Source organism: Hyphomonas sp. (genome assembly GCF_018402285.1).
In the GTDB taxonomy this organism is placed as follows: domain Bacteria; phylum Pseudomonadota; class Alphaproteobacteria; order Caulobacterales; family Hyphomonadaceae; genus Hyphomonas.
In genome coordinates this window covers 817,707-840,055 of sequence record NZ_JAGYJH010000003.1, presented here as the reverse complement: position 1 = coordinate 840,055, position 22,349 = coordinate 817,707, and the positions used below count along the sequence as shown (strand labels likewise).

The window sequence follows — 22,349 nt, the reverse complement described above, 5'->3', positions numbered from 1 at the left end:
CCGGGATAGGCGGCCCTGGAACACATGAAGGGAAGTGTGCCGGAATGTAACACATTGCCGGATTTGCAGGTTTTTTCCCTCACTCTCGGGGGTCCGGGCGCCTCTCTTTTCACGTCATTTTAAGGCTGGCGCCCTATCCTGGTCGCTTCGGCATATAGACACAAAACGTGATGGGGCCGGCGGACACATGCAGGAACTTGCGCGCCTGACGGAAGCGATTCCCGAAGAAGCCCAGCGCCTCGCCCACTGGGCGTGGAGCCTCCTGCCGTTTGACGCCGGCAGCCGCCTGCACTGGAGCGGCCTGATCGCTTTCTTCCTGCTGGGCACGGCGGCCTGGCTTTTCGCGCGCCGGCAGGGCCACGCCGAGGGCAAAGGCGGGCTCGCCGATTTCCTCATTCCCCGGAGCATGTATTTTTCCCGGTCTTCGCTGGTGGATGTGAAGGTGTATTTTGCCAACAAGCTGATCGAGCCGGCGATGGGGATCGTCACGAGCGGCGTGCAGCTCGGCCTCGTTATCGCCGTGGCCAAGCTGGTTGGCGGCGGCGTGCACGGCGAGAGCTCGGGCGCCCTGCCCTGGACTGTTCTGGCGCTGGCAACCCTGCTGGCCGCGCTGGCGGGGGATTTTGCCTATTACGTGACCCACCGGCTGCACCATGAGCATCCCGTCCTCTGGCCGTTCCACAAGCTGCATCACAGCGCCGAGTATCTCACGCCCCTGACGGCCAAGCGCAACCATCCCGTCTACGAACTGATTTTCGGATTTGTGAGCGCGTTGTTCCTGGCGCCTGTGATGGGCGTGATCTTCGGCCTGTTCGGGGTTTACGATACGGCAACGCTGCTGGGGCTTGGGGTGGTGATCCTCGCGTTCAATGCGGCGGGCGGGGCGCTGCGCCATTCGCATATCTGGATTGATTATGGTCCTGTTGTGAGCCGCATCCTCATCAGCCCGGCTCAGCACCAGATCCATCATTCCTGCGCGGTGAAGCATCACGACAAGAATTACGGCCTGATCTTCGCGATCTGGGACTGGATGTTCGGCACATTATATGTTCCGCAAGGGCGCGAAACGCTGGAATTTGGCGTGGCGGACGCAGCCGGCGTGCGCCAGGCGCAGGTTCACACCTCTCTGACAAGCGCGTATCTGGTGCCGTTTGCAGAAGCCGGCGAAGCGTTGCGGGCGCGCGGGACGTCCAGCCGGGTGATGGCAGAATGACGCGCGGCTTTTCCCTCTATCTCGACGCGCTGCGTTTTCTGGCGGCGATGGTCGTGTTTGCTTCGCACCTGGGCTATGAGCGCTTCACCCAAGGCGGGATGGACTGGATCCGCGAGCTCAATCTGGGCAGCGACGCGGTGGTTGTGTTCTTTGTCCTCTCTGGCTTCGTGATTGCGCATACGACCTTTGCGCGCGACCGGGGGCCAGGCGCCTATGCGCAGTCGCGGATTGCGCGGCTTTATTCGGTGATCGTCCCGGCCCTGATCGTTACACTGCTTCTGGACATTGCAGGCTCTGCCCTCTTCCCGGCCGCCTATGACGGCTGGTGGTATTCGGGCGAGGCGATTGGCGAGCAGTATGTCCGGGCGCTGACCTTCACGACGCAGGTCTGGGGCGAATCCATGCGCGTGGGCACGAACGGGCCATTCTGGTCGGTTGCGTATGAGGCATGGTATTATGCCGGCTTTGGCGTGGCGGTCTTCTGCCGGGGGGCGACCCGCTGGACCCTGCTCGGGCTGATGGCGATTGTGGCCGGGCCGGCGATCCTGCTGCTGGCGCCGTGCTGGCTTCTGGGCGTCTGGCTGCAACAGGCGATGGGGCGCGGACTGGGCGGGCGCTTGTCGCAGGTGTCCGGCTGGACGCTGGCGCTGGCGCCCTTTGGCGTCTACGCGCTGGCGCTGGCCTGGCAGGTGCCCGAGCGGCTCTATGTGCAGACCTATCTGTTGCTGGGCGAGACAAGCCCGCACTCCGTACTCGGATTTTCCGACGAGTTCCTGTGGAACTTCCTGATCGCCGGGCTGATGGGCGCGCATTTCCTCGGCGTGCACCGGCTGGCGCAGGAGGCGCGCTGGATCGGGCCGAAGGGCGAAGCCGCCATCCGCTGGTGGGCGGGGGCGACGTTTTCGATCTACCTGTTCCACTATCCCATCCTGACTTTCCTGCACGGCCTGCCCGGCTATGATGGCAGCAACAGCCTGCATGTGCTGGCACTGGCGGGCGCAACGCTGGCCGCGTCCCTGGCGCTGGCGGAAGTGTCCGAGCGGCGGCTGGAGGCCTGGAAGCGTATTGTGGGCGAGGCGTTCGGATGGGTGTCCGGGCGGTGGCGGGTCGCGACCGGGCGCTCGCCTGAGCCCGCGAGGCACTAGGCGAACTGGAAACGACGCGCCGCGCGCTCCACCAGCCAGACGGCGAGCCCGGCAAGTAGCACGCCGAGTGCCAGAGATGGCACCATCTGGCTAAGCCAGTGTCCGCCAAGGACGATGCGGGCAGCGGCGCCGACAGCCATGAACAGCAGCGACAGGGCGAGGATGGCCTGATGGCGTACGCCGCTTCCAGCAATCCAAAGGGCGGCGCCAAACAGCGCGCCGAAGACCAGACCGAATGTGGACGGCAGGCCGCTGGAAGAACTGGCGCTGGCGAGAGTAACCAAGGCATCGTCCGGCCGGGGAACGAAGATCAGGCTCCGGAGGATCTGATCAGCGCCCCAGGCAAAGCCATAGGCAAGTACGGGCGCGGGGACGCGCAGGATGCCCCCCGCAAGCCAGGCAAGCACGATAGCAACGCACATGCTTGCCCAGAGCCAAGGCGCCTTGGCAAGATGGGTCACCGGCAAGGCCCAGCCGGAGGCCTCGCCCAGCAGGGTCTGCAGGGCGCGGGTGACCGCAACATCCCCGGGGACACCGCCCTGAGTGGCGATCGAGGCGGCGCCGGGCACGAGGACCAGCAGGACAAGGAGGATCAGGCGGGCGTGTTTCATGGCAGTCGCCTCTTTCAAGCCAGGCGGTCTTCAAGCGGCAGCGCCAGGCTTTATGACGGCCTGGTGAGACTTATCAATCCATCGCATCGCGGACGAGGTCTTCTTCAGCTTCGCGGAGGATGGCTTCCATGGCGGAGGCGCCGAAGACGGGTTCGCGGCCGACTTCGAGCATGACGGGGACGGCGAAGGGGCTGATCTTGGCGAGCGGCTTGTGGACGATGTGGCCGTGGATGCGGGCGAGCATGTCCGACAGGCGGCGGACATCCAGGAGGCCGGTGGCAGCGTCGGCGCGGGTGGCTTCCAAGAGGATGTGGCCGGGCTCATGGCTGCGCAGGACATCGAAGATCAGGTCTGTGGAGAACGTGACCTGACGGGAGTTTTTCTCCGACCCCGGCATGTTGCGGTGGATGAGGCCGGAGATCAGCGCGCAATGGGCAAAGGTGCGCTTCATCAGGGCGCTTTCATCGAGCCATTCTTCAAGGTCGTCGCCCAGCATGTCGGGATGGAATATCCCGGCCATGTCGAGACCGCGCATGTCTTCCATGCCCCAGACGGCCATGGCGTATTCGCTGGCGACAAAGCCCGAAGGTTTGGCACCCGCGCGTTCGAGACGGCGGGTAACGAGCATGCCGAGGGTCTGATGGGCAAGGCGGCCCTCGAAGGGATAGGAGACAAGATAATGCCGGTCTGCGCGCGGAAAGGTCTCGACCAGCAGATGGTCCGGCGGCGGAATGGCTGAGCGCAGCTGCTGGATTTCGAACCATTCCCGCACGGGGCCCGGCAGGTGTTTCCACTCTTCGGGATTGTGGATCATGTGGCGGACACGGTCTGCCAGGAACGTGCTGAGCGGAAATTTGCCGCCATTATAGGTGGGGATGGCGGGACTGTCGGACTGCGCGCGGGCGCAGAGGGCGTCCATGCCATCAATTCCTAGGAGGCGGAGGATCTCGCCGCCGAAGAGGAAGGTGTCGCCAGGGGTGAGGAGGCTTAGGAAGTATTCTTCCATTTCGCCGAGTTTGCGGCCTGCGCGCAGGGCGCGGCGGGTTTCCGATTGTGGCTGCGCGTCTGGCCCCCTCGCCCCTTTGGGGAGAGGGGTTGAAGGATTGGCGCCGGCAAAACTTGCCAGGCGGACGTTGAGCATCGGCGCCTCGACAATGGCGCCGACATTCATGCGGTGGGCCTGTCTGTCTCTGGGAGTGCGGGCGACCCAGAGGCCGTCGGCGCGGCGGACGATCCGGTGGAAGCGGTCATAGGTTTTGAGGGCGTAGCCGCCGGTGGCGACGAAATCGACGATGCGTTCGTAGGTTTCCCAGTCGAGCCCCGCATAGGGCTGGGCGCGGCGGATTTCATCGTAGAGGGCAGCCAGGTGAAAGCCCTCTCCGCAGGCGCGGCCCATGACATGCTGGGCAAGGATGTCGAGCGCGCCGGAGCGCGGGCCTTCCCCGTCGATTTCACCGGCTTCGACAGCGGCCTCTGCAGCGCGGCATTCGAGGACTTCGAACCGGTTTGTGGGCACAAGGATGGCTTTGGAGGCTTCATCCATCCGGTGGTTGGAGCGCCCGATCCGCTGGATCAGGCGGGCGGCTCCCTTGGGGGCGCCCATCTGGATGACGAGGTCTACCTCGCCCCAGTCGATCCCGAGATCGAGGGTTGACGTACAGACGACTGCTTTGAGAAGGCCCCCGGCCATGGCGGCCTCGACCCGTTCGCGCTGCTCACGGGCCAGTGAGCCGTGATGCAGAGCGATAGGCAGGCCGTCTTCATTCGCGGCCCAAAGTTCCTGGAAGAGAAGCTCGGCCTGGCTGCGCGTGTTGACGAAGACCAGCGTCATCGTCGCGTCGCGGATGGCTTCGTAGACTTCGCCCACGGCGAAACGCCCCGAATGGCCCGACCAGGGAATACGCTCGCGGGAGACGAGGATGGAGATGTCTGGGGAGATTGCGGAAGGGGTTTGGATGATGTGCACGGAGGGTTTTAGCCCCCTCGCCCCTTCGGGGAGAGGTGTTGATGGCCGCGCCGCGGGGCTGCGCACATCAAGCCAGCCGGCGAGCTGCGCAGGATCGCGCACGGTGGCGGAGAGGCCGAGGAAGCGGCAGGTAGGGGACCATGTCGCGAGGGTGGCGAGGCCGAGAGAGAGGAGATCGCCGCGCTTGGAGGGCGCAATGGCGTGGATCTCGTCGATGATGACGCATTTGAGGTCTGCAAAGAAGCTCGCGGCATGATCGGAGGCGATCAGCAGGGCGAGCTGTTCGGGCGTGGTGAGGAGGATGTCCGGCGGGGTTTTGCGCTGGCGCTGGCGGACATGACTGGCGGTATCGCCGGTGCGCGTCTCGATCCGGATGGGCAGCCCCATTTCCGAGACCGGGATGAGGACGTTGCGCTGAACGTCTGCGGCGAGGGCCTTGAGGGGGGAGATGTAGAGGGTGTGGAGGGATGGAATGGCGGCATTGGAGCGCGGCTTCTGGGAGAGCTCGATCAGGCTGCCGAGGAAGCCTGCGAGTGTCTTGCCCCCGCCGGTCGGGGCGATGAGGAGGGCGCTTTCCCCGGCAAGGGAGGCCTCTGCCAGGGCAAGCTGATGGGGCCGGGGCGCCCAGCCGCGCGCAGCAAACCACGCCGCGAAGGCGGGCGGAAGCTGGAAAGCGGGGGGCTGGGTGTCGGCCATGGCGGAGATTAAACTAGGGCAAGGCGCGGCGTCTGGCTCTTTCATTTTGCGGCGGAAAGGAAGAAGTTGCCCTCGCCCTGCAATCTGATGGAGCCTGCCGATGCGCCCCCGCCTGTTTCTGACCGGACTTTGCGTCATCGGCCTTGCCCTGCCCGCAGGGGCGGACGCGCTGCTGGAGAAGGCGCGCAAGGCGCCAAGGGAGGGCCCGGCCTATCTCTTCGACATGGTGTTTGACGATGGCGCGCAGCGCTTCAGTTTCAAGGTCGATCAGGCGCGGCCTGAGGGCGAACGGGTTGTGGCGATCACGCCGGATATCGCAAGCCTTGAGGGCGACGCGGCCAAACGCGCCGAGCGCCTGAAGACGCAGACCAAGGGCGACATCTGGTGCAGCGATTTCACCAAGAGCATCCCGGCAAGCGCCAGGCGCGTTTCAGAAACGGCGAGCGCAGCAACCTACAGCTTTACCCCCCTGCCCGGCGACAATGATGACATGCGCGATGTGGTCAAACACCTGACCGGCAAGGCGACGCTGGACAAGGCGACGGGCAATGTGCTCGCCTTCGAGCTGACCGCGCCCAAGGCGTTCAAGCCGGCGATGGTGGCCAAGGTCGATACGTTCAGCATGAAGGTTTCCTGCAAGGTGGCGCCGGACGGGCGCAGCCATATCGACACATTCAACATGCAGGTCAGCGGCAACGCGATGATGCAAGCCTTCAGCCAGAACGAAACGCGCAAGGTGTCGAACCTGAAGGCGGCGCCACAATCAGGTTTCGGGACACCCTGAAAACACGCGGCAGCCTCAAAGAACCGGGCAAGGTTTAGCCCCTGACCTTGCCTCAGGAGGAAACCCTTGTCAGACAGGGGGCCTCGCAGCGAATGGGGACACATTATGGCTTTGACTTCACATCTTCGTAGCGCGGCATTGTCGCTGGCGCTGGTCGCATCCATTGCCGCCTGCGGCCGGGGCGATGGACCGCAGGCTCCGGCCGTGGAAGCGCCTGCTAGCGGAATTGAGGCGCTGTTTGCTGCCGCAGAGCAACGCCCGAGCGGCAAGCCCGGCGCAGGTTTCGAGGCCGAACGGCTGAAAGCCTATACAAACGAATGGGGCACGCTGACCTATGCCGCAGAAGGCATTGATCCTGATACCGGCGCTTACCGGCTCAGCGATGTGGTGTTCCAGGTGAAAGGTGAAGAGGCCGGAGTGGCCATCACCGCCAGCGAGATCCTGTTCTGGAACTTTGATCTCGACGCCATTGACGCCCGCCTTGAAGGCCGCGCGCTGGACCAGACCACGCAGATCTTCGACCGGATCGAGATTGCCGGATTGTCCCTCGACATGAGCGACTATCTGGACGCAACGCAGGACATGCTTCCTGACGAGGTGCGTGATGTGCTCGAGGCCGGTGATCTGGAGCAGGAAATCAAGATGGAGGCCGGACGGGTGGTTCTGGCAGGACTGACCCTACATCCCTGGACCTACAACCCGGCGGAAGACGCTTCTGAAGAGACCCGCGCCATCAGCCTTGTCTCGGCGGTGGCCCGCAATTTCTCGCTCGACAACCTGCTCTTCCTGGACACGCGGATGATCCAGAACCAGCAAGATGCCACGATGACCGCCATCAGCACGACGGTTTATCCGCGCCAGCTGACCTATGGCTATGACCGGGGCAATCTCAAAGGTGTTGTGCAGACCGATGCCACGTTCGACATGAACTTCACGTTCAATGATCTGGGAGAGGCCAGCGCCCTCCCCGGCTTCCGGATGACCGGGCAAATGGGCAAGTCTGCCATGAGCGATCTGAAGTTTGGACAGTTGCTGGAATGGGGCGAGCGGGGCGAACTTCCTCCGATCACGGAGCTGACAGAGTTCAGCCTTGGCACCTATCTGATGGAAGATACAAGCTTCTCATTGGACGGCGCGCCAGTTTTTGAGGTCGACCGCCTGGAAGCGTCTGCCGATCAATTCAGCTGGTTCTTCCCGGAACAGATCAATCTGAACTATGAGGGCGTCTCGATTGATCTTTCCCAATTCATGACGACGATTGATCGCATTTTGGAAGCTTCGGGCGAGCCGGTGGACGAACCCACGCCCGCGCAGATTGCCGGGATGTTGCAACGCTCAGGGCTTGCCAAGCTGACGGCAGACGGGCGGCTGAACCTTTCCTGGAACCGGGACACCGGCCAGACCGTAGGGGAGAGCTACACATCGACCGCAAACTTCTTCACCGAAGACTGGCGTTTTGAACTCGGCCTGCCGGGCTTTGCGGAGATTGTTCCGCATCTCGGCGAGGATGGCCGCACGCCGGACGAGGACGCGCTCAGCGACCTGCTGGAAGAACGGTTCAGCTTTGCCGGCGCACATTGGGCGCTGGCCGATGAAGGCGGGCTGGACGCAGTTTCAACCATGGTGATCGAGGTAGCCAAGGCCTATCCTGATGCCAACCCGATGCTGGCGGGCTTTGCCGATTCCACCCCCAAGGACGTACGGGCCTTTGCCGCCGGGAGCTTCGCGGCCGGAAGCGGCCAGGTGGGCAAGATGGTGCCCGAGGCGACAGGCTGGCTTCTGCGGCTCTCCGACTTCATCACCCAAGGCGGCAAGATCGAACTGCGGATGGCGCCGGCAACGCCGATTACGGCCGAAACGGCGATGGGCGCCTCCGGTGGGATGGCCGAGCCTGACCCGGCCGAGCTGGTGAGCCTGTATGGAGTCTCCGTGACGCATACGCCGCCAGCAGAAGCTGCCCAGCCCTGACCCTGAGACTGGCAGCCCTTAGGGCTGCCAGTTGCCGCGCAGGGGAACGCGCGGGCGCGGGGCGTTTTCTTCCTCGGCCGACTGGCGCAGGGCCTCGGCGCCGGCAGCGCGGTCCTGATCGGCGGCCTCGATGGCGCGGGTCACATCCAGCACGAAACGGTCGATCTCGAACCGTGCGCCGCCGATCATGTCGATCCCCTGACGGACGATGACCGTGTTGAGCGAAGGCAGGATGACGATGTACTGGCCGCGATTGCCGGCGGCATAATAGGTGTCCTCGGGTATGCCGGGAACATTGTTCATGAGCCAGAACTGGGCGCCGTAATTATCCTGACCGGCGCCGGTGGGCTGGACCGGGGCGGGTGTGCTGACGAAATCGGCCCAGTCCTCTGGCAGGATACGCTCACCGGCCCAGACGCCGTCCTGAAGGTAGAGCTGGCCGATACGGGCAAGGTCGCGGCCGGTGGCCCAGACCTGGCTGGAGGAGAGAAAATCGCCGTTCCAGTCGATCTCGAGCGTGGTGCGCACCGCGCCGATCTTGTGAAGCAGGGACTCGTAGGGGAAGCGGTGATAGAGGGCGTCGTCCTGCATTGCTTCGCGCAGGGCGCGCATGGCGATGAGGGTATCGTTGTTGGCATATTTGAAGCGGGTGCCGGGCTCGGCTTCCAGGACATTGCCGGCGGCCTGATCGACAACGCGTCCGCCTCCGAAATAGATACGGTCCGTACGCGAACCCCTTTCGCCGCTGTCGAGACCGCTGGCCATGTGCAGGAGATCGCGGATCGTGATTTCGCGGCGCGGATCGGCGCCCTTGTTCCAGGCAGTGAGGACAGCCGGATAGTCGATGTCGATCTTGCCCTGGCGGCGGGCGGCGCCGATCAGCGTGGCGGTGATGGACTTGGCCACCGACCAGGTGCGCTGGGGCGTTTCATGCTCGACGCCGCGGGCATAGCGCTCGGCGACGACCTGGCCATCGCGCACGATGACGACCGAGCTTGTCCGCGTGCCGGCGCCATAGGTCATTTCGTCAAAGGCGGCGGTGACGGGCATTTCGAGGCGCTCGGCTTCTTCCAGGCGCAGCTCGACCTTCACATTCGAGCCGATGGCGCTGCCCCGGTCGTTAGTGGTGTATTCCGGCCAGGCGGCAAAGCGCGGGAGGAAGTCGATGGCTTTTTCAGAAGCACCGATGGGCAGCTGGGTGCAGCCATAGCCCGGGCGCCAGGCCGCCATGCGGGGAGGCATGACCGGCGAATAGTCGACCGAGACGATCTTGCGGCTCTGATCGACCGAGGCAGGCGGCAGCTGGTCGTAGAAGCGCGCATAGTCGGGATAGATGCCGGAGAGATCATTCTGCTCGATGTCCGCCAGGGTCTGCCCGGCCACGAAGAGGCCCGAACAGGTGAAGCTGGCCTTCCAGCCGGCGGCGAGGGCACGCTGGACGTCCTCGGTATTGCCCCCTTCCTGGGCGGTTGCCGGCAGGGTCAGCGGGATCGACAGGGCCAACGCCGCAAGGGCTGCACGGAAAGGGGTCATGGGCGGGTCTCCTAGGCTGGGGCAGAGTTTAGGCAGCCGGGCGCAGCGGGCAAGCCCGGCGCGGCAGTTGACCGGGGCCCCGCACAGGGCCTTTATGCGCACCTGGCGATGCTTTCAGAAGGGGACCATCGGAATGCGACGCACCTATATTGCCGCCCTTGCCGGGATGGCGTTCATACTTGCGGGCTGTGACCAGGTTCGCCTGCCGGGCATCAACCCGTCTTCGGCGGAGGAAAAGGCCGCCGACACGGCCCCCCCGGCGGGGAGCTATACCGAGACCGACCTGCAGCCCACGCCCGAGGAAATCGCGGAAGAAGAGGCTGAAGCCGCCCGGATTGCCGCCGAAGAAGCCGCCGCAGCTTCGGCGCTGGAGACACAAGCCGAAGGGGCAACGGCCGCGCCGGAAGATGCCCCTGCCCCTTCGGGTGATGCGGCCAACGGGACGGCGGCTGATGACGAAGCGATGCTGACACCTGAAGCGTTGCGGGCGACCTCGCTCGGCCTCGTCAATGCCAGCCGGTGCACCCTGCCCGGCGGCGCGGCGCCGACGCCGACCGTGGCCAAGGCCGCCGGGGCGACCGAGCTGGAAGAGCCAATGCTGGGGACCGAAGCGGTCAACGCGCTGGCCGCGAGCCTCAGCGCCTTTCCCGGGATCGTGAAGATCGAGCCGCGCCGGACGGATGCGGCGGGAATTGTCGCCAGCGGGCATTGCGGAGCGGTGCGAGTGGCGCGCAACTGGTTTGTGACAGCGGCCCATTGCATCGACGAACCCTTCGACGAGATCCGCCTGATTGGCGAGGCGGCGAACCTGCGCAGCCCGGAAGCCCGGCGCACCTCTGCCGAATATGCCGTCTGCCATGCCGGTTATCAGGGCACAGATAATGGCTATGCCAACGACATCGCGCTGGTTCGCCTCAACGAGGAACAGATCGCCGGCCTTGGGAATGTGCCTGTGGCGCGGTTTGGCCAGACGGCGCTGCCGCTGGCGCCGGCGAACTATCCCGTCGGCGATATGGCCGGCTGGGGGCTGACCCGGTTTGACGGGCAGCTTTCCAATGACCTCTTGACCACGCGGCTCAAAATTGTTGCGGCCGGGCCGGCTGCTATCACGGTTTCCAGCGAGAATGGCGCAGGCCCCTGCATCGGCGACAGCGGCGGGCCGCTTTATGTAACTGAGACCGATGGCAGCAAGACAGTGGTCGGCATTCTCTCCGTCGTCGAACAGAACCGCGCCACCGGGCATTTCTGCGAGGGCGAGTATAACGGCCGCTATACCAACCTGCAGGGCTATGCTGGCTGGATCTCTTCGGTGATGGCGCTGTGCGAGCAGGACGGGACTGCCTGCCGCTGATGCGGGTGGACAGGGCCGGACCTGTATCAACTTCCGGAATGAGAGGCCTTTTCACGATGCATAACCGTTTGAGTCCGCTTCTGATTCTGCTGCTCGGCTTTCTCCAGCCGCTGGCAGGCGCGCTGGCGCCGGCGTTCGGCATTGGCACACCGATCGGGGACGCGACCTCCGGTACGAGCGCGCCCGAGCAGCCTTTTCCGGCCTTCTTCTCCATCTGGAGCGTGATCTTTGCCGCCTATGCTGCCTTCGGGGTCAACGGGTTGGTGCGCCCGGATGACTGGCCGCGCCGTCTCGGCCTGCCGCTGGTGCTGGCGGGGGTGGGCAATATCGTCTGGATGCTGAGCGCGCAGCTCGTCGGGTCGCAGCCACTGGATTTTGTCCTGCTGGCGCCGATCTTCGTTTCTGCCTGGTGGGCGGCGCGGGAGGCAGAAGCCCTGCGGGGGACACGCAGCCTCGGCTTCCATTTCGGCGACGCGGCGAGCGGCCTGCTGGCCGGATGGATTTCGGTGGCGACCGCCATCTCCATCCCCCTGACGATCCGCAGTTTCACCGGGCTCGCCCCGAGCGACTTTCCCTGGCCGATGTTCTGGTCAACCATCCTCAGCGCAGGACTGTTTGCCTGGATCTTTGCCAGCCGCATCAGCGCGAGCCTCTGGTACTTCGTGGCCGCCGGCTGGGGCATCCTCGGGATTGCCTTCCACAACTGGCTGGAGACAGGCATGCACCTCATCGGGCATTTTGCGGCCGGATGCCTCCTCATACTTCTGCTGCTGAGGCTGACGCGCGGCGCAAAGCCGGTTAAACGGGGCGCATGAGCTTACCGACCGACACGTCGCGCCTCCTGGCGCAGCTGAATTTCGACACCTCCACCTGGCCAGCCTGGGCAGCCGCGGCCTGGCCGCATGCGATCAAATGGGGCCTGGTTCTGGCCTCCGTGGTGCTGATCTGGCTTCTGGCGACGGGCGTGAAACATGCCGTGCGCTTTGCCGGCAAGCTCAGGACGCCCAAGGACAAGGATTTTGACGGGTCTGCCTGGGATCTGACAGCGTCTGTCTCCCGCGTGTTTGCGCTGATCCTGTTCTCGCCCCTGCCCCTTGGCCTTGCCGGTTATGACTGGCGCGCCCTGGTGGAGACACGCGGGCCGGGCGCGCTGGCGGCGGTGGCCATCCTGTTCTTCGCGCTGGCGGGCGCCAACATGATTGCCCGTTCGTTGCGCAAGTTCGGCGAGAAGGCCCACGCTCATACCGGGGCAGATGACACGCTGATCGCGTTTTCCGCTTCGCTGATCAAATATGTAATCTTTGCCATCGCCATCGTCACGGCGCTGATCCAGCTTGGCTTTCCGGCCGCTTCGCTGGCCGCTGTGCTGGGCGCGGCAGGTCTCGCGATTGGCCTGGCGCTGCAGGATACGCTCAAGGCGGTGGCCGCTGGCGTGATGCTGGCAATCTTCCGGCCGTTCCGGATCGGGGACTATGTAACGCTCGCTGAGCTAGAAGGCGAGGTGACCAACATCACCCCCTTCACCACGACCATGAAGCAGATCGACAACAAGATTGTTTCGCTGACCAATGACAAGGTGTGGGGGGCACCCCTGATCAACCATACGATCCAGCCTTTCCGGCGGTTGGATATGTATTTTGGCATTTCCTATGGAGACGACATCGACAAGGCTCTGGAAGTCCTCAACCATGTCGCCGAGGCCCACCCAAAAGTCATCAGCTATATGCCAATATGGGCAGGCGTGCAGTCTCTCGACGATTGGGCCGTCTCGCTCCGGCTGCGTGCCTGGGTGGCAACGCCCGATCTGATTCAGGTAAGCGCCGACCTGAAAAAGAGCGTCAAACAAAGTTTCGACAGTTCCGGGATCACAATTCCTTTCCCGACGACAACCGAATACCGGATGGAAAAGCCCGAAAGCGCCGCGCCCAAAACGCCCAAAGACCCGCCCCTGCCGCCTGAACGCGATACCAGCGGCTGAGCCGCAGGCTTTCCAACGCTGCAACGAGACGAAAAGGACCGCAGCCACACACAAAACGCCGTATGCTGATCAGTTACAGCAGGCTCACCTGAAAAGGAGACTGACATGGACGAGACAATGAACCCCCAGGCAATCTGGGAGACATTAGGCCCCTATCTGCTGCCCTTCGGATTGAGGGCGATCGGCGCCCTGGTTCTGGTCGTTGTCGGGCTGCGGATCGCGGGGTGGCTGAGCGGGCTGGTGCGGAAACAGAGCGCGCGCAATCTGCAAATCGACGTCACGCTGTCGAACTTCTTTGCCTCGCTCGTTCAGTGGGCGATCATTGCCGCAGTAGCGATTGCGACCCTTCAGGTGTTCGGAGTACAGGCGACAAGCTTTGTGGCCGTGCTCGGCGCGCTGACGCTGGCGATCGGCCTCTCCATGCAAGGCGCGCTCGGCAATATCGCCTCTGGTGTGATGATCATGGTGTTCCGGCCCTATAAGCTCGGCGATTTCATCGAGGCGGCGGGCGTGTCCGGCACGGTGAAGGACATCACCCTCTTCCAGACGATCCTGGCAACGCCTGACAATATCAAGGTGATCGTTCCCAACAGTCAGGCGATTGATGATGTCATCAAGAACTATTCGGGCTTTGACCAGCGGCGCGTGGATGTGACCTTCGGCATCGACTATGATGATGACATGGACAAGGCGATCCGCATCATTCAGGCGGTGATCGCCGAAGATGACCGTATCCTGAAGGATCCTGAGCCCTTCGTGCGGGTGGTCAATCTGGGCGACAGCTCGGTAGACATTGCCACGCGCAGCTGGGTCGTGTCGGGCGATTACTGGCCGGTGCGCCTCGACATTACGCACAAGGTGAAGGCCGCCTTTGACCGGGAGGGCATTTCCATTCCGTATCCGCACCGCACCTTCGTTCAGAAGGTGGCGGCCGAGTGAGACGGGCCTCCCGGGCCTGCCCTATCGCGGCAGGGCCGGAAGGCGTAGGATGTTTTCATGACGGACAGTTCCGACACCCCCCGCCCTGACCTGGAGCCTGCGCCCCAGCCAGCCCCTGCGCCGCCGCCTGCAGCTGTGGGGAAACGGCCCCTGCTCGCGCGCCTGTTCGGCATCAGCGTATGGGGCGGGGTGAAACTTCTGGCGCTCTGCATCCTGGTCGGCTTTTTCGTGCTGGCGGCAAACTTTGACGCGAGTGATCCGAGCTTCAACCTCGCAGAGGCACTGCGGTCGATCCTGCGGCAGACCTTTGCGGCGCTTGGCTGGGCGATCGGGAATTTCTGGCAGCCCGCGCTTGCCGGAGCGCTGGTGGTGTTGCCGGTATGGGCGCTGTGGCGGCTGGTGAGCCTGCCTTGGCGGAAGTGAGCGCGGGGTTCCGCGACGTCGCCGCTGGCGGGCAGGTCTGAGCGCCTGTAAAGTTTCAGGTGGATATACGGGAGGAGACACTCATGGACATTTCAAAACTGATGTATCGCGACGGGCTGATGAAGGATGAGCGCATCCTTGTCACCGGCGGCGGCACGGGCCTCGGCAAGGAAATGGCCGAAGGGTTCCTGAAACTCGGCGCCGAAGTCCACATCTGCGGACGCCGGGGCGGCGTTCTGGAAGAAACGGCGCAGGAATTGATGGGCAAGCATGGCGGCAAGGTGGTGCCCCATGCGTGCGACATCCGCGTGGCCGAAGCCATCACCGAGATGAACGACACTATCTGGTCAAAGCACGGACCCCTTACCGGCCTCATCAACAATGCAGCCGGCAATTTCATTTCGCGTACGGAGGACCTCTCCATCCGCGGTTTCGACGCGATCTCCAACATCGTGTTCCGCGGCACGTTCTACATGACGCATGACATTGGCAAGCGCTGGATTGCGGAAAAGCGGCGCGGCAATGTCTGCTCGATCCTGACGACCTGGGTTTGGAATGGCGGGCCATTCGTTGTGCCTTCCGCAATGTCAAAGGCAGGCGTCAATGTAATGACCCAGTCGCTTGCCATAGAATGGGGCCGTCATGGCCTGCGCTTCAATGCGATTGCGCCGGGCCCCTTCCCCACCGAAGGCATGTCCAAACGCCTTTCGCCGGACGCCGAAGGCGCCGAACGGATGGACCGGGGCGTCGCCAATCCGATGGGCCGGGTCGGCGAGATGCACGAACTGGTCAACCTGGCCGTTCTGCTGATGGCGCCGGGCTGCGAATACGTCAACGGCCAGACGATTGCCATCGACGGGGCGATGTACAATGCCTCCGGCGGCAATTTCAGCATGCTGACGGCCTGGGGAGACGAGCAGTGGAACGCCGCGCGCGAAGCCATCGAGGCGACCAACGCCAAGGACCGCGCGAAGCGGACGGTGTAAGCGCGGGAGGCTGGTGCCTCAGGGCACCAGCACCACCTTTCCGACGATCTCCCGGCCGCGCATCATGTCGAAGGCGCAGCGCCAGTCGGCCAGTGGCACTTGAGCGTGGATGCAGGGCTTCACCTTGCTCTCCTCGGCCCATTTCCAGATAGCGTCCTGATTGGCGCGCCCTTTTTCCGGAAACTGACGGCCATATTCGCCGGCACGGACACCGACGACGGAGAAGCCCTTGATCAGGGGCATGTTCACGCTGACGGTGGGAATGCGCCCTGAGGTGAACCCGATGATCAGCAGACGGCCGTCAAAGGCGATACAGCGAACGCTTTCATCAAATACGTCGCCCCCGACCGGATCATAGATCACGTCTGCCCCGCGCCCGCCGGTGAGCGCCTTGACCTCCTCGCGGAAGCCGCGGGTGACGTTGATGACATGATCGGCGCCCCGGGCTTGCACGGTTTTGAGTTTCTCGTCCGAGGCCGAAGTTGCGATGACCCTTGCGCCGAGGAGTTTTCCCACCTCGACCGCCGCCATGCCAACGCCGCCGCTGGCGCCGTGGACGAGCAGGGTTTCGCCCGGCTGAAGGTTGCCGCGAATGACCAGCGAGACGTAAGCCGTGAGATACGCCGCGCCGAAAGCAGAGGCTTGGGCAAAGCTGAGCGCGGCGGGCTTTTTGCGCAAGCCCGCAGCAGGCAGGGCAATATGCTCTGCGAAGGCGCCGATACGGCTGCCGCCGGCGACTTCATCGCCGGGCCTGAAGGCAGTCACACCCTCCCCCACAGCATCGACAACGCCTGCGAGCTCCATGCCGAGCGTGAAGGGCAGATCCGGTTTCAGCTGGTACTTTCCCTCCGTCATCAGAAGATCCGGGAAATTGAGACTGGCCGCCCTGATGGCGACGCGCACTTCCCCGGCCCTCGGCTCCGGAAGCGGCAAATCCCGGATGCCAGTCCCGGCAAAGTCCGGGGCAAGCTCGCTGACAACAAGAGCCTTCATTATTTCCGGGCCGCGTACATGTCATGGACCATGCGGGCAATCTCTGTGCAGGCCGCGCGGGCGCCTGGCGAGATGAACGTGAAGGCGGTGAAGGCGTGAGCGAGGCTGTCATAGCGCTTGTGCTGCACCTTTACCCCGGCCGCTTTCAGACGCTCGGCATAGTCGTCGCCCTCATCCACCAGCGGGTCATGGCCAGCTGTCACCACCACGGCAGGCGGAAGGCCGGTGAGATCTGTCTCCTGGCCGGGCGAGACATTGAGGTCAGTATAGTCAAAACCCGCAGGGAGGTATTGCTGCATGAACCAGTCCATCGTGTCCTGGCTGAGGGAGAAGGTATTCGCGAAGGCCGTCTTGGAGGGATAGTGTCTGGAGATGTCGATCGCCGGATAGATCAGGAGTTGCAGCGCCGGGACCGGACCACCTTCCCGCTTCATCCGCTGACTGATGATCGCGGAGAAGTTGCCGCCCATACTGTCGCCGCCGACAGAGGCTTTGCCCGCAGGCGCGCCGTATTTCGCAGCATTCTCCACGCCCCACTTATAGGCGGCGAAACAATCGTCGAGGCCGGCCGGAAAAATGTGCTGCGGGGCAAGGCGGTAATCAACAGACAGGACCGGCGCCTGCGCGCCTTGAGCGAGCATCCCGCAGAAGGCGTGGCAGGTGTCCATGTCGCCGATGACGCCGCCGCCCATATGGAAATAGACCATGAGGGGATGCCGGGGGTCCTGGGAGGCTGGGGTATAGAGACGTACGGGGATCTGGTTGGCATCGGGGCCCGGGATGGTGAACTCCTTGACGCCGACCCCGCCGGGCAGCTTGTCGGCCATCAGAGCAAGTTGCGCCTTGACGCCCTGTTGCACCGCTTCGGCCGGAAGGGTGGACATCGGCGGAGCGTTGCGCCCGTTCCAGGCGACGAGCTGAAGCTGGGGTTCCAGCGTACGGCCTTCAATCGTCTTGGGCTCGCCGCCCGACATCTTGACGATCATGCCGCCGGGCAGGCTGGCGACCGCCTTGGCAATCAGGCGCTGCAGGCTCATGGAACTCCCTCCCTCATATCTCTCTGGAGGAAGAACTTGACGCCATTTTTCGGGCGCCGCCAAGGGGTTCCCCGGCGGCGGGCGGGTCAGCGCTGGGCGCCGAGCGCTTCCAGGCCCGAGAGCAGAAGGGTGCAGGCGAAACGGGTGGCACCTTCGACATCGACGGGGCGGCGTTTGAGCATGTAGTCGCCCATCTCGCGGGCGATGCCGATGGCGGCGGCGGTGAGGTATTCGGTATCGACCGAGGGTTTAATGCCTTGTTTTGCAAGGATATGCTCAAGGTCTGCACGGATTTCCTGGGCGACGGCCTGCATTTCGGGCGTATCGACGCGCACGCCGATGAGGGCGATATGGGGCGCGCCGCTGGCAATGGCCTCTTCATTCTCGCGGGAGATGAAGCCGAAATAGGCCCGGTAGGCGTGTTCCATATAGTCTTCGAGGCTCTCGGCGCGGGCGCGGACGTCCACCAGCCGGTCGCGGAACCGGTGGGTGGAATCTTCAGCAATCGCGTGAAAGACCTCCTCTTTTGACTTGAAATAATTGTAGAAAGTTCCCGAGGCGAGCTGAGTTTCGCGGATAATGTCGCGCACCGTGGTGGCTTCATAGCCGATGCGGGCGAAGACCTGGCGGCCGGCCTGCAGGATCGCCCGGCGATTGGCAGCCTTGGTGCTGGCGCGCTTGCCGGAGACGGTTGCAGGCGAGGTGGTATCGACCATGGGGCTTCTTTCTGGTTGTAACGACACGACCCTGCACCCGGCGTCATTCCGCGTCAACTTTGTGATTTCGTAGAGCAGCAATGTATCCGGCATGGGCCAATCCGTGGCCGATTCCGGCCAACGGGTGATACTCTGGGACACCCGCAGGCCGCGCGGGACAAGCCCGTATCAACCCCTAGAGGGACCCGGCGGCGGTCAGGTAATGTCCCCGGCGGGGCGGCCCGGTCGGCTCTTGTAGCCGGGGATCGACCAGCCGAATTTCATCGCCCCGCCCCGGATGGCGAAGGCGACGAGGGCGGCGGGGACAGCCGCCATCATGACCGGCAGGCCGGCGAGGTGGAGCCCGGTATAGGTTGCCGCGCCGGCGAGCGCGGCTGTGATGTAGATCTCCGGGCGCAGGAGGATACACGGCTCGCCGGCCAGCTGGTCGCGCAGGATGCCGCCGAAACTGGCGGTGATGACACCCATCACCACGGCGATGACCGGCGAACCGGTCGCCTCCAGCGCCTTCCAGGCCCCGAACACGCAATAGGCACCAAGGCCGATGGCATCGAGCCACAGAAGGAGCTTGTAGCGGGATTCAAAGAGATGGGCCGTGAAATAGACGAGGATGGCAGTGACAAGGCAGATCAGGAGATAGTCTGAATTGACCACCCAGAAGACGGGCACATCGAGGATGAGATCGCGCACCGTGCCGCCCCCTACCCCTGTGAAGGCGGCGAAGAAGAGGAAGCCGATGATGTCGAGCTGCTTGCGCGAGGCAGCCAGCGCGCCCGTGGCGGCGAAGACGGCGATACCCGCATAGTCGAGGATCAGGATGGGGTTCATGGCGCGCTCCCTGTGCTTGAGGGAGAGGGATGGGGGAGAGCGGCGGGGGCGTCAATTGGGAGATGGAGACTCTGACGCGCTATGCCCCTGGCATGTGACGAGGGGCTGGGATCTGTCTGCCCATCGCCTCGCGGCAGCTGGCCATCTTACGGGAAATGGCGGGGCGAGTCATGATCCCTCAAAGTCCCCTCCGCCCCCGCTTCGCAGGGAAGGTGGATTGCGCGGTACGCACAAGACGGCGGGGGCATTGCACCGCAGCGAAGGTCCCGGATAAAGGATGTGCGGTTTCCGGAAGGATAGGGGGCGGGCTTAGAGCTCTGCAGCTGCCGGCGCTACTCCCTCTGCCAGCTGAGCATCGCGTTTTGTCCGGCGGCGGATTTCTCCGAACATGCCGAAGGCGACGCGGATGAGGATGAGGAGGAGGACGCCCATCAGGGGGTCGTCAGAGCCAAAGGCGAATGCGGCGCCGAGGATGATGGCGATGTGGAGGGTGAAGATGCGGCCATAGGGGGCGCCCATTTCCTCGCCGGGGCCGGTGCGGTCAATTTCCCCGCGGCCGATGAAGTCTACCGCGAAGACAGCCAGATTTGCCGCGATGATCGCGGCCAGGAAGAAGCCGATCCCGGGGCCACTGCCCAAGGCCCAGTCGATCAGGCCGATCGGGCCGGTCAGATCCATTTCCAGGTCGGCGAAGGTGGCGATGAAGATGCCGTGGCCCCAGCAGAAAAACCCGTAGTGAAAGCAGAAGAACGGCGCGAGGAAAAAGGCGGCGGCGCCTGTGCTGTCTCCCCGCTTCATCATGGCAAGGCCGGAGCCGAGAATGCGTATCGCGGCGAAGGCGCCGATGACGAGATTTTCAAGCCAGTAGAGCGCGACCAGCGGAGTGGCGCCCCAGCCGAAGAGGAAAATGGCGAGGATGGGCAGGAAATCGACCGCGAGATTTAACCGCGAAAGCGGATCGGCATAGGCGCGCGCGATCAACGCTGGCGAGATTTTCGATATCATGGACGCCCCCTGCCCGGTTACGCGCAAGGGTCTGGCAGATCAGTACCCGGCCTGCAACGCCCCTTCATAGGGGGGGAACGCAAGGGGATCATGCGGGGTGAGGCCGAAGGAGCCTTTGATCGTGTCGATATTGCCGGAGAGGATTTCATAATGGAGGTGGGCGGCCTGGGCGTTTCCGGTCGCGCCCATCTGGCCGACGGGCTGGCCAAAGCCGATGGCGACGCCGGGCGTTATGCCGGGGGCAAAGTAATCGAGATGGGCGTAGCGGGTGTAGACGCCGTTGCCATGATCGAGGACGACATTCAGGCCGTAGCCGGAGGAATTCTTCGCCTCCACCACGCGGCCCGGGCCGCCGGAATAGACGATGCCGGGCGGGCGGCTCGTCAGGTCGATGCCGTTGTGCATGCGCCCGTCGCGCAGGCCGAAACCGGAGGAGAGGCAGACATCATTGACCGGGGAACTCGCGAGGATGACCCCGAAGGCGACGATGACCGGCTTGAAATCCGTCAGCCAGCGGTCGGCGTCCAGCGCCGGGGCGTTGGAGACGCGCATGCCGGGACAGGCACGCAGGAATGCGTTGGGCTGGAACGGGCCCTGGGGCGGATTGCGCGCGTCGCCCGGGGGGCCATAGTCCACCGGGGGCATGCGCAGGATGGCCGGCGCCGGGCGGTAGCTGACCGAAGCGGGCGAGGAGGCGCAGGCAGACACCGCAAGCGCTGCCAGGGCAAGACCGACCGCCCCTGCCCTCATGCGCCCACCTTTGCCCGCTTCGCGCCGCGCTCGATCTCCTTCAGGAGGTCGCGGACATAGAGGTTGAAGTCCACCTGCATACGGTGGCGCGGGCTGTCGTAGAAGTGGCCCAGATGGGCCTGTTCATCGGCAACGGTCACGCGGTTCATCTCCTCATGGGACGGGAAAGCGTAGCGCCCCTTGAGGGCCGCCGCCACCAGCTTTGACTGTTGTTCAGCAAAGTTTACCAGCGTCGGCAGCGGCTGGGCGAGGCCGAGGAAGAACAGGGTCTCGCGGCCAGGCTTCACCATCCGCTTGTAGAGGGAGAAGACGTTGTCCCTGGGGGTTAGCTCGTCCTGCTTGAAGAAAGGGAAGGTCGTGTTGTAGCCCGTCGCCCAGACGATGGCGTCGATTTCCTCCGATGTACCGTCGGTGAAGTGGACGGTGTTGCCCTCAAACCGGTCGATGCCCGGGCGGGGGTGGATATCACCGCAGCCCACGCGTGTGAGGAATTCTCCGGAGACGGAGGGGTGGCCTTCCAGCGGCTCATGGTCTGGCTTTGGCAGGCCATAGTCTTCCATGTTGCCGATGGTCTGCTTGATCTTCTTCTTGGCGAGCGAGCGGCCGAGGCTGGCGGGCATCCAGGCGGGCAGCACGGCCTTGTCGGCGGGGCGGCCATCCATGTATTTTGGCAGCACCCAGACGCCGCGGCGCATGGAGATGTAGAGCTTTTCGGCAATCGGGCGCTGGGAGAGCTCCGAGGAGATGTCCATTGCAGAGTTGCCGGCGCCGACGATCATCACGCGCTTGCCACGGAAATCAAAGGGCTCGAAGGGGTCGCGGTAATAATGGGAGTGGACCTGGTAGCCCGTGAAATTGCCGGGATAGGTGGGGGTGCGCGCGTCCCAATGGTGACCGTTGGCGACGCAGACGGCGTCATAGTCGCGGGTTTCGCCGGTTGAGAGGGTGACCCGGTAACGCCCGCCCGGGAGGTCTGCGACATCGGTAACGGACGTGTTGAAGGTGATCGTCTCGCGCAGTCCGAAATGGTCCACATAGTCGTGGAAATATTGCAGGAGCTGGGCGTGATGGGGGAAATCGGGCCAGTCAGCGGGGACGGGATAATCCTCGAAGGCGAGGCGCCATTTGGACGTGTCGATGTGCAGGGACTGGTAGCAGGAGGAGACCCCGTTGGGGTTGTTGTAGTACCAGTTGCCGCCGACATTGTCGGACTTCTCGAAACAGTCATATGCCAGTCCGGCATCTTTCAGCCTTTTAGCCATGGTGAAACCGGAACAACCGGCGCCAATGATGCATGTCCTGGGCTTTGCCGCTGCGTCAAATGCCATTTTGGGCGTCTCCTCTTCCGCCGGGGCGGGTCACGTTTGCCGTTTCTTTGGACTTGCCGGGATGTTATCCGGCTTGGACAAGGCGTCAAATCCGGACGC

20 protein-coding genes are annotated in these 22,349 nt (G+C 63.9%); 10 read left to right on the top strand and 10 right to left on the bottom strand.

Going from position 1 to position 22,349, the window contains the following annotated elements; translation table 11 throughout:
* The first annotated feature begins 187 nt into the window (after positions 1–187).
* Positions 188–1,213, top strand: a complete 1,026-nt coding sequence (locus KG722_RS06670; protein ID WP_213270932.1) for a sterol desaturase family protein — start codon at positions 188–190, stop codon at positions 1,211–1,213.
* The gene (locus KG722_RS06665; RefSeq protein ID WP_213270931.1) at positions 1,210–2,358 is read left to right on the top strand and encodes an acyltransferase; all 1,149 of its coding nucleotides are present in this window, start codon (positions 1,210–1,212) and stop codon (positions 2,356–2,358) included. The genes KG722_RS06670 and KG722_RS06665 overlap by 4 nt, the downstream gene beginning before the upstream one ends.
* Here KG722_RS06665 and KG722_RS06660 read toward each other — a convergent pair.
* On the bottom strand, positions 2,355–2,969 hold the full coding sequence (locus tag KG722_RS06660; protein WP_213270930.1) for a phosphatase PAP2 family protein: 615 nt from the start codon (positions 2,967–2,969) through the stop codon (positions 2,355–2,357). The genes KG722_RS06665 and KG722_RS06660 overlap by 4 nt on opposite strands.
* 73 nt (positions 2,970–3,042) lie before the next feature.
* The gene (locus KG722_RS06655) at positions 3,043–5,631 is read right to left on the bottom strand and encodes a ligase-associated DNA damage response DEXH box helicase (protein WP_213270929.1); all 2,589 of its coding nucleotides are present in this window, start codon (positions 5,629–5,631) and stop codon (positions 3,043–3,045) included.
* 100 nt (positions 5,632–5,731) lie between these two features.
* On the opposite strand from KG722_RS06655, the gene KG722_RS06650 reads away from it, so the two are divergent.
* Both KG722_RS06650 and KG722_RS06645 read left to right on the top strand, forming a co-directional pair.
* Entirely contained in the window at positions 5,732–6,415 is a 684-nt protein-coding gene (locus KG722_RS06650; protein WP_213270927.1) for a hypothetical protein, read from the top strand.
* A 105-nt stretch (positions 6,416–6,520) separates the two neighbouring features.
* Positions 6,521–8,383: a hypothetical protein gene (locus KG722_RS06645; RefSeq protein WP_213270926.1), complete on the top strand. Its 1,863-nt coding sequence runs from the start codon at positions 6,521–6,523 to the stop codon at positions 8,381–8,383.
* A gap of 18 nt (positions 8,384–8,401) precedes the next feature.
* Here the strand turns inward: KG722_RS06645 and KG722_RS06640 are convergent, their stop codons facing one another.
* Complete coding sequence (locus tag KG722_RS06640) at positions 8,402–9,916, bottom strand: serine hydrolase (RefSeq protein WP_213270924.1); 1,515 nt, start codon at positions 9,914–9,916, stop codon at positions 8,402–8,404.
* Positions 9,917–10,049: 133 nt separating this feature from the next.
* Between KG722_RS06640 and KG722_RS06635 the strand changes: the two genes are divergently transcribed.
* The 6 genes from KG722_RS06635 (at position 10,050) to KG722_RS06610 (ending at position 15,593) form a co-directional block, all read left to right on the top strand.
* Positions 10,050–11,267, top strand: a complete 1,218-nt coding sequence (locus tag KG722_RS06635; protein ID WP_213270922.1) for a trypsin-like serine protease — start codon at positions 10,050–10,052, stop codon at positions 11,265–11,267.
* 68 nt (positions 11,268–11,335) lie between these two features.
* A complete protein-coding gene (locus KG722_RS06630; protein WP_213270920.1) occupies positions 11,336–12,082 on the top strand; it encodes a hypothetical protein in 747 nt (248 codons plus the stop codon).
* A complete protein-coding gene (locus tag KG722_RS06625; RefSeq protein ID WP_213270919.1) occupies positions 12,079–13,245 on the top strand; it encodes a mechanosensitive ion channel family protein in 1,167 nt (388 codons plus the stop codon). The genes KG722_RS06630 and KG722_RS06625 overlap by 4 nt, the downstream gene beginning before the upstream one ends.
* Before the next feature lie 105 nt (positions 13,246–13,350).
* Positions 13,351–14,184, top strand: a complete 834-nt coding sequence (locus KG722_RS06620; RefSeq protein WP_213270918.1) for a mechanosensitive ion channel family protein — start codon at positions 13,351–13,353, stop codon at positions 14,182–14,184.
* 57 nt (positions 14,185–14,241) lie between these two features.
* Positions 14,242–14,607, top strand: a complete 366-nt coding sequence (locus tag KG722_RS06615) for a hypothetical protein (protein ID WP_213270917.1) — start codon at positions 14,242–14,244, stop codon at positions 14,605–14,607.
* An 83-nt stretch (positions 14,608–14,690) separates the two neighbouring features.
* Entirely contained in the window at positions 14,691–15,593 is a 903-nt protein-coding gene (locus tag KG722_RS06610; protein WP_300998279.1) for an SDR family oxidoreductase, read from the top strand.
* Positions 15,594–15,611: 18 nt separating this feature from the next.
* Here the strand turns inward: KG722_RS06610 and KG722_RS06605 are convergent, their stop codons facing one another.
* The 7 genes from KG722_RS06605 to KG722_RS06575 all read right to left on the bottom strand — a co-directional run bounded on the left by KG722_RS06605 (position 15,612) and on the right by KG722_RS06575 (position 22,250).
* Positions 15,612–16,586 (bottom strand): NADPH:quinone oxidoreductase family protein, encoded by a 975-nt coding sequence (locus KG722_RS06605; RefSeq protein ID WP_213270916.1) that lies wholly within the window; start codon positions 16,584–16,586, stop codon positions 15,612–15,614.
* Positions 16,586–17,623 (bottom strand): alpha/beta hydrolase, encoded by a 1,038-nt coding sequence (locus KG722_RS06600; protein WP_213270915.1) that lies wholly within the window; start codon positions 17,621–17,623, stop codon positions 16,586–16,588. The genes KG722_RS06605 and KG722_RS06600 overlap by 1 nt, the downstream gene beginning before the upstream one ends.
* An 86-nt stretch (positions 17,624–17,709) precedes the next feature.
* Positions 17,710–18,339 (bottom strand): TetR/AcrR family transcriptional regulator, encoded by a 630-nt coding sequence (locus KG722_RS06595; protein ID WP_300998278.1) that lies wholly within the window; start codon positions 18,337–18,339, stop codon positions 17,710–17,712.
* A 195-nt stretch (positions 18,340–18,534) separates the two neighbouring features.
* On the bottom strand, positions 18,535–19,167 hold the full coding sequence (locus KG722_RS06590) for a trimeric intracellular cation channel family protein (RefSeq protein ID WP_213270914.1): 633 nt from the start codon (positions 19,165–19,167) through the stop codon (positions 18,535–18,537).
* A gap of 309 nt (positions 19,168–19,476) precedes the next feature.
* Entirely contained in the window at positions 19,477–20,172 is a 696-nt protein-coding gene (locus KG722_RS06585; protein ID WP_213270912.1) for a DUF6498-containing protein, read from the bottom strand.
* Positions 20,173–20,211: 39 nt separating this feature from the next.
* Positions 20,212–20,922, bottom strand: coding sequence for a M23 family metallopeptidase (locus KG722_RS06580; RefSeq protein ID WP_213270910.1), 711 nt, complete (start codon positions 20,920–20,922; stop codon positions 20,212–20,214).
* A complete protein-coding gene (locus tag KG722_RS06575; protein ID WP_213270908.1) occupies positions 20,919–22,250 on the bottom strand; it encodes an NAD(P)-binding domain-containing protein in 1,332 nt (443 codons plus the stop codon). Before KG722_RS06575 ends, KG722_RS06580 begins: the two co-directional genes overlap by 4 nt.
* Positions 22,251–22,349: the final 99 nt, after the last annotated feature.

Excerpts from the sequence above, each read along its gene's own strand:
- KG722_RS06600 (WP_213270915.1), bottom strand. The coding sequence starts at position 17,623 with ATGAGCCTGCAGCGCCTGATTGCCAAGGCGGTCGCCAGCCTGCCCGGC.
- KG722_RS06650 (WP_213270927.1), top strand. The coding sequence starts at position 5,732 with ATGCGCCCCCGCCTGTTTCTGACCGGACTTTGCGTCATCGGCCTTGCC.
- KG722_RS06620 (WP_213270918.1), top strand. The coding sequence starts at position 13,351 with ATGGACGAGACAATGAACCCCCAGGCAATCTGGGAGACATTAGGCCCC.
- KG722_RS06640 (WP_213270924.1), bottom strand. The coding sequence starts at position 9,916 with ATGACCCCTTTCCGTGCAGCCCTTGCGGCGTTGGCCCTGTCGATCCCG.
- KG722_RS06575 (WP_213270908.1), bottom strand. The coding sequence starts at position 22,250 with ATGGCATTTGACGCAGCGGCAAAGCCCAGGACATGCATCATTGGCGCC.
- KG722_RS06615 (WP_213270917.1), top strand. The coding sequence starts at position 14,242 with ATGACGGACAGTTCCGACACCCCCCGCCCTGACCTGGAGCCTGCGCCC.
- KG722_RS06660 (WP_213270930.1), bottom strand. The coding sequence starts at position 2,969 with ATGAAACACGCCCGCCTGATCCTCCTTGTCCTGCTGGTCCTCGTGCCC.
- KG722_RS06645 (WP_213270926.1), top strand. The coding sequence starts at position 6,521 with ATGGCTTTGACTTCACATCTTCGTAGCGCGGCATTGTCGCTGGCGCTG.
- KG722_RS06635 (WP_213270922.1), top strand. The coding sequence starts at position 10,050 with ATGCGACGCACCTATATTGCCGCCCTTGCCGGGATGGCGTTCATACTT.
- KG722_RS06580 (WP_213270910.1), bottom strand. The coding sequence starts at position 20,922 with ATGAGGGCAGGGGCGGTCGGTCTTGCCCTGGCAGCGCTTGCGGTGTCT.
- KG722_RS06655 (WP_213270929.1), bottom strand. The coding sequence starts at position 5,631 with ATGGCCGACACCCAGCCCCCCGCTTTCCAGCTTCCGCCCGCCTTCGCG.
- KG722_RS06595 (WP_300998278.1), bottom strand. The coding sequence starts at position 18,339 with ATGGTCGATACCACCTCGCCTGCAACCGTCTCCGGCAAGCGCGCCAGC.
- KG722_RS06665 (WP_213270931.1), top strand. The coding sequence starts at position 1,210 with ATGACGCGCGGCTTTTCCCTCTATCTCGACGCGCTGCGTTTTCTGGCG.
- KG722_RS06670 (WP_213270932.1), top strand. The coding sequence starts at position 188 with ATGCAGGAACTTGCGCGCCTGACGGAAGCGATTCCCGAAGAAGCCCAG.
- KG722_RS06590 (WP_213270914.1), bottom strand. The coding sequence starts at position 19,167 with ATGAACCCCATCCTGATCCTCGACTATGCGGGTATCGCCGTCTTCGCC.
- KG722_RS06625 (WP_213270919.1), top strand. The coding sequence starts at position 12,079 with ATGAGCTTACCGACCGACACGTCGCGCCTCCTGGCGCAGCTGAATTTC.
- KG722_RS06605 (WP_213270916.1), bottom strand. The coding sequence starts at position 16,586 with ATGAAGGCTCTTGTTGTCAGCGAGCTTGCCCCGGACTTTGCCGGGACT.
- KG722_RS06585 (WP_213270912.1), bottom strand. The coding sequence starts at position 20,172 with ATGATATCGAAAATCTCGCCAGCGTTGATCGCGCGCGCCTATGCCGAT.
- KG722_RS06610 (WP_300998279.1), top strand. The coding sequence starts at position 14,691 with ATGGACATTTCAAAACTGATGTATCGCGACGGGCTGATGAAGGATGAG.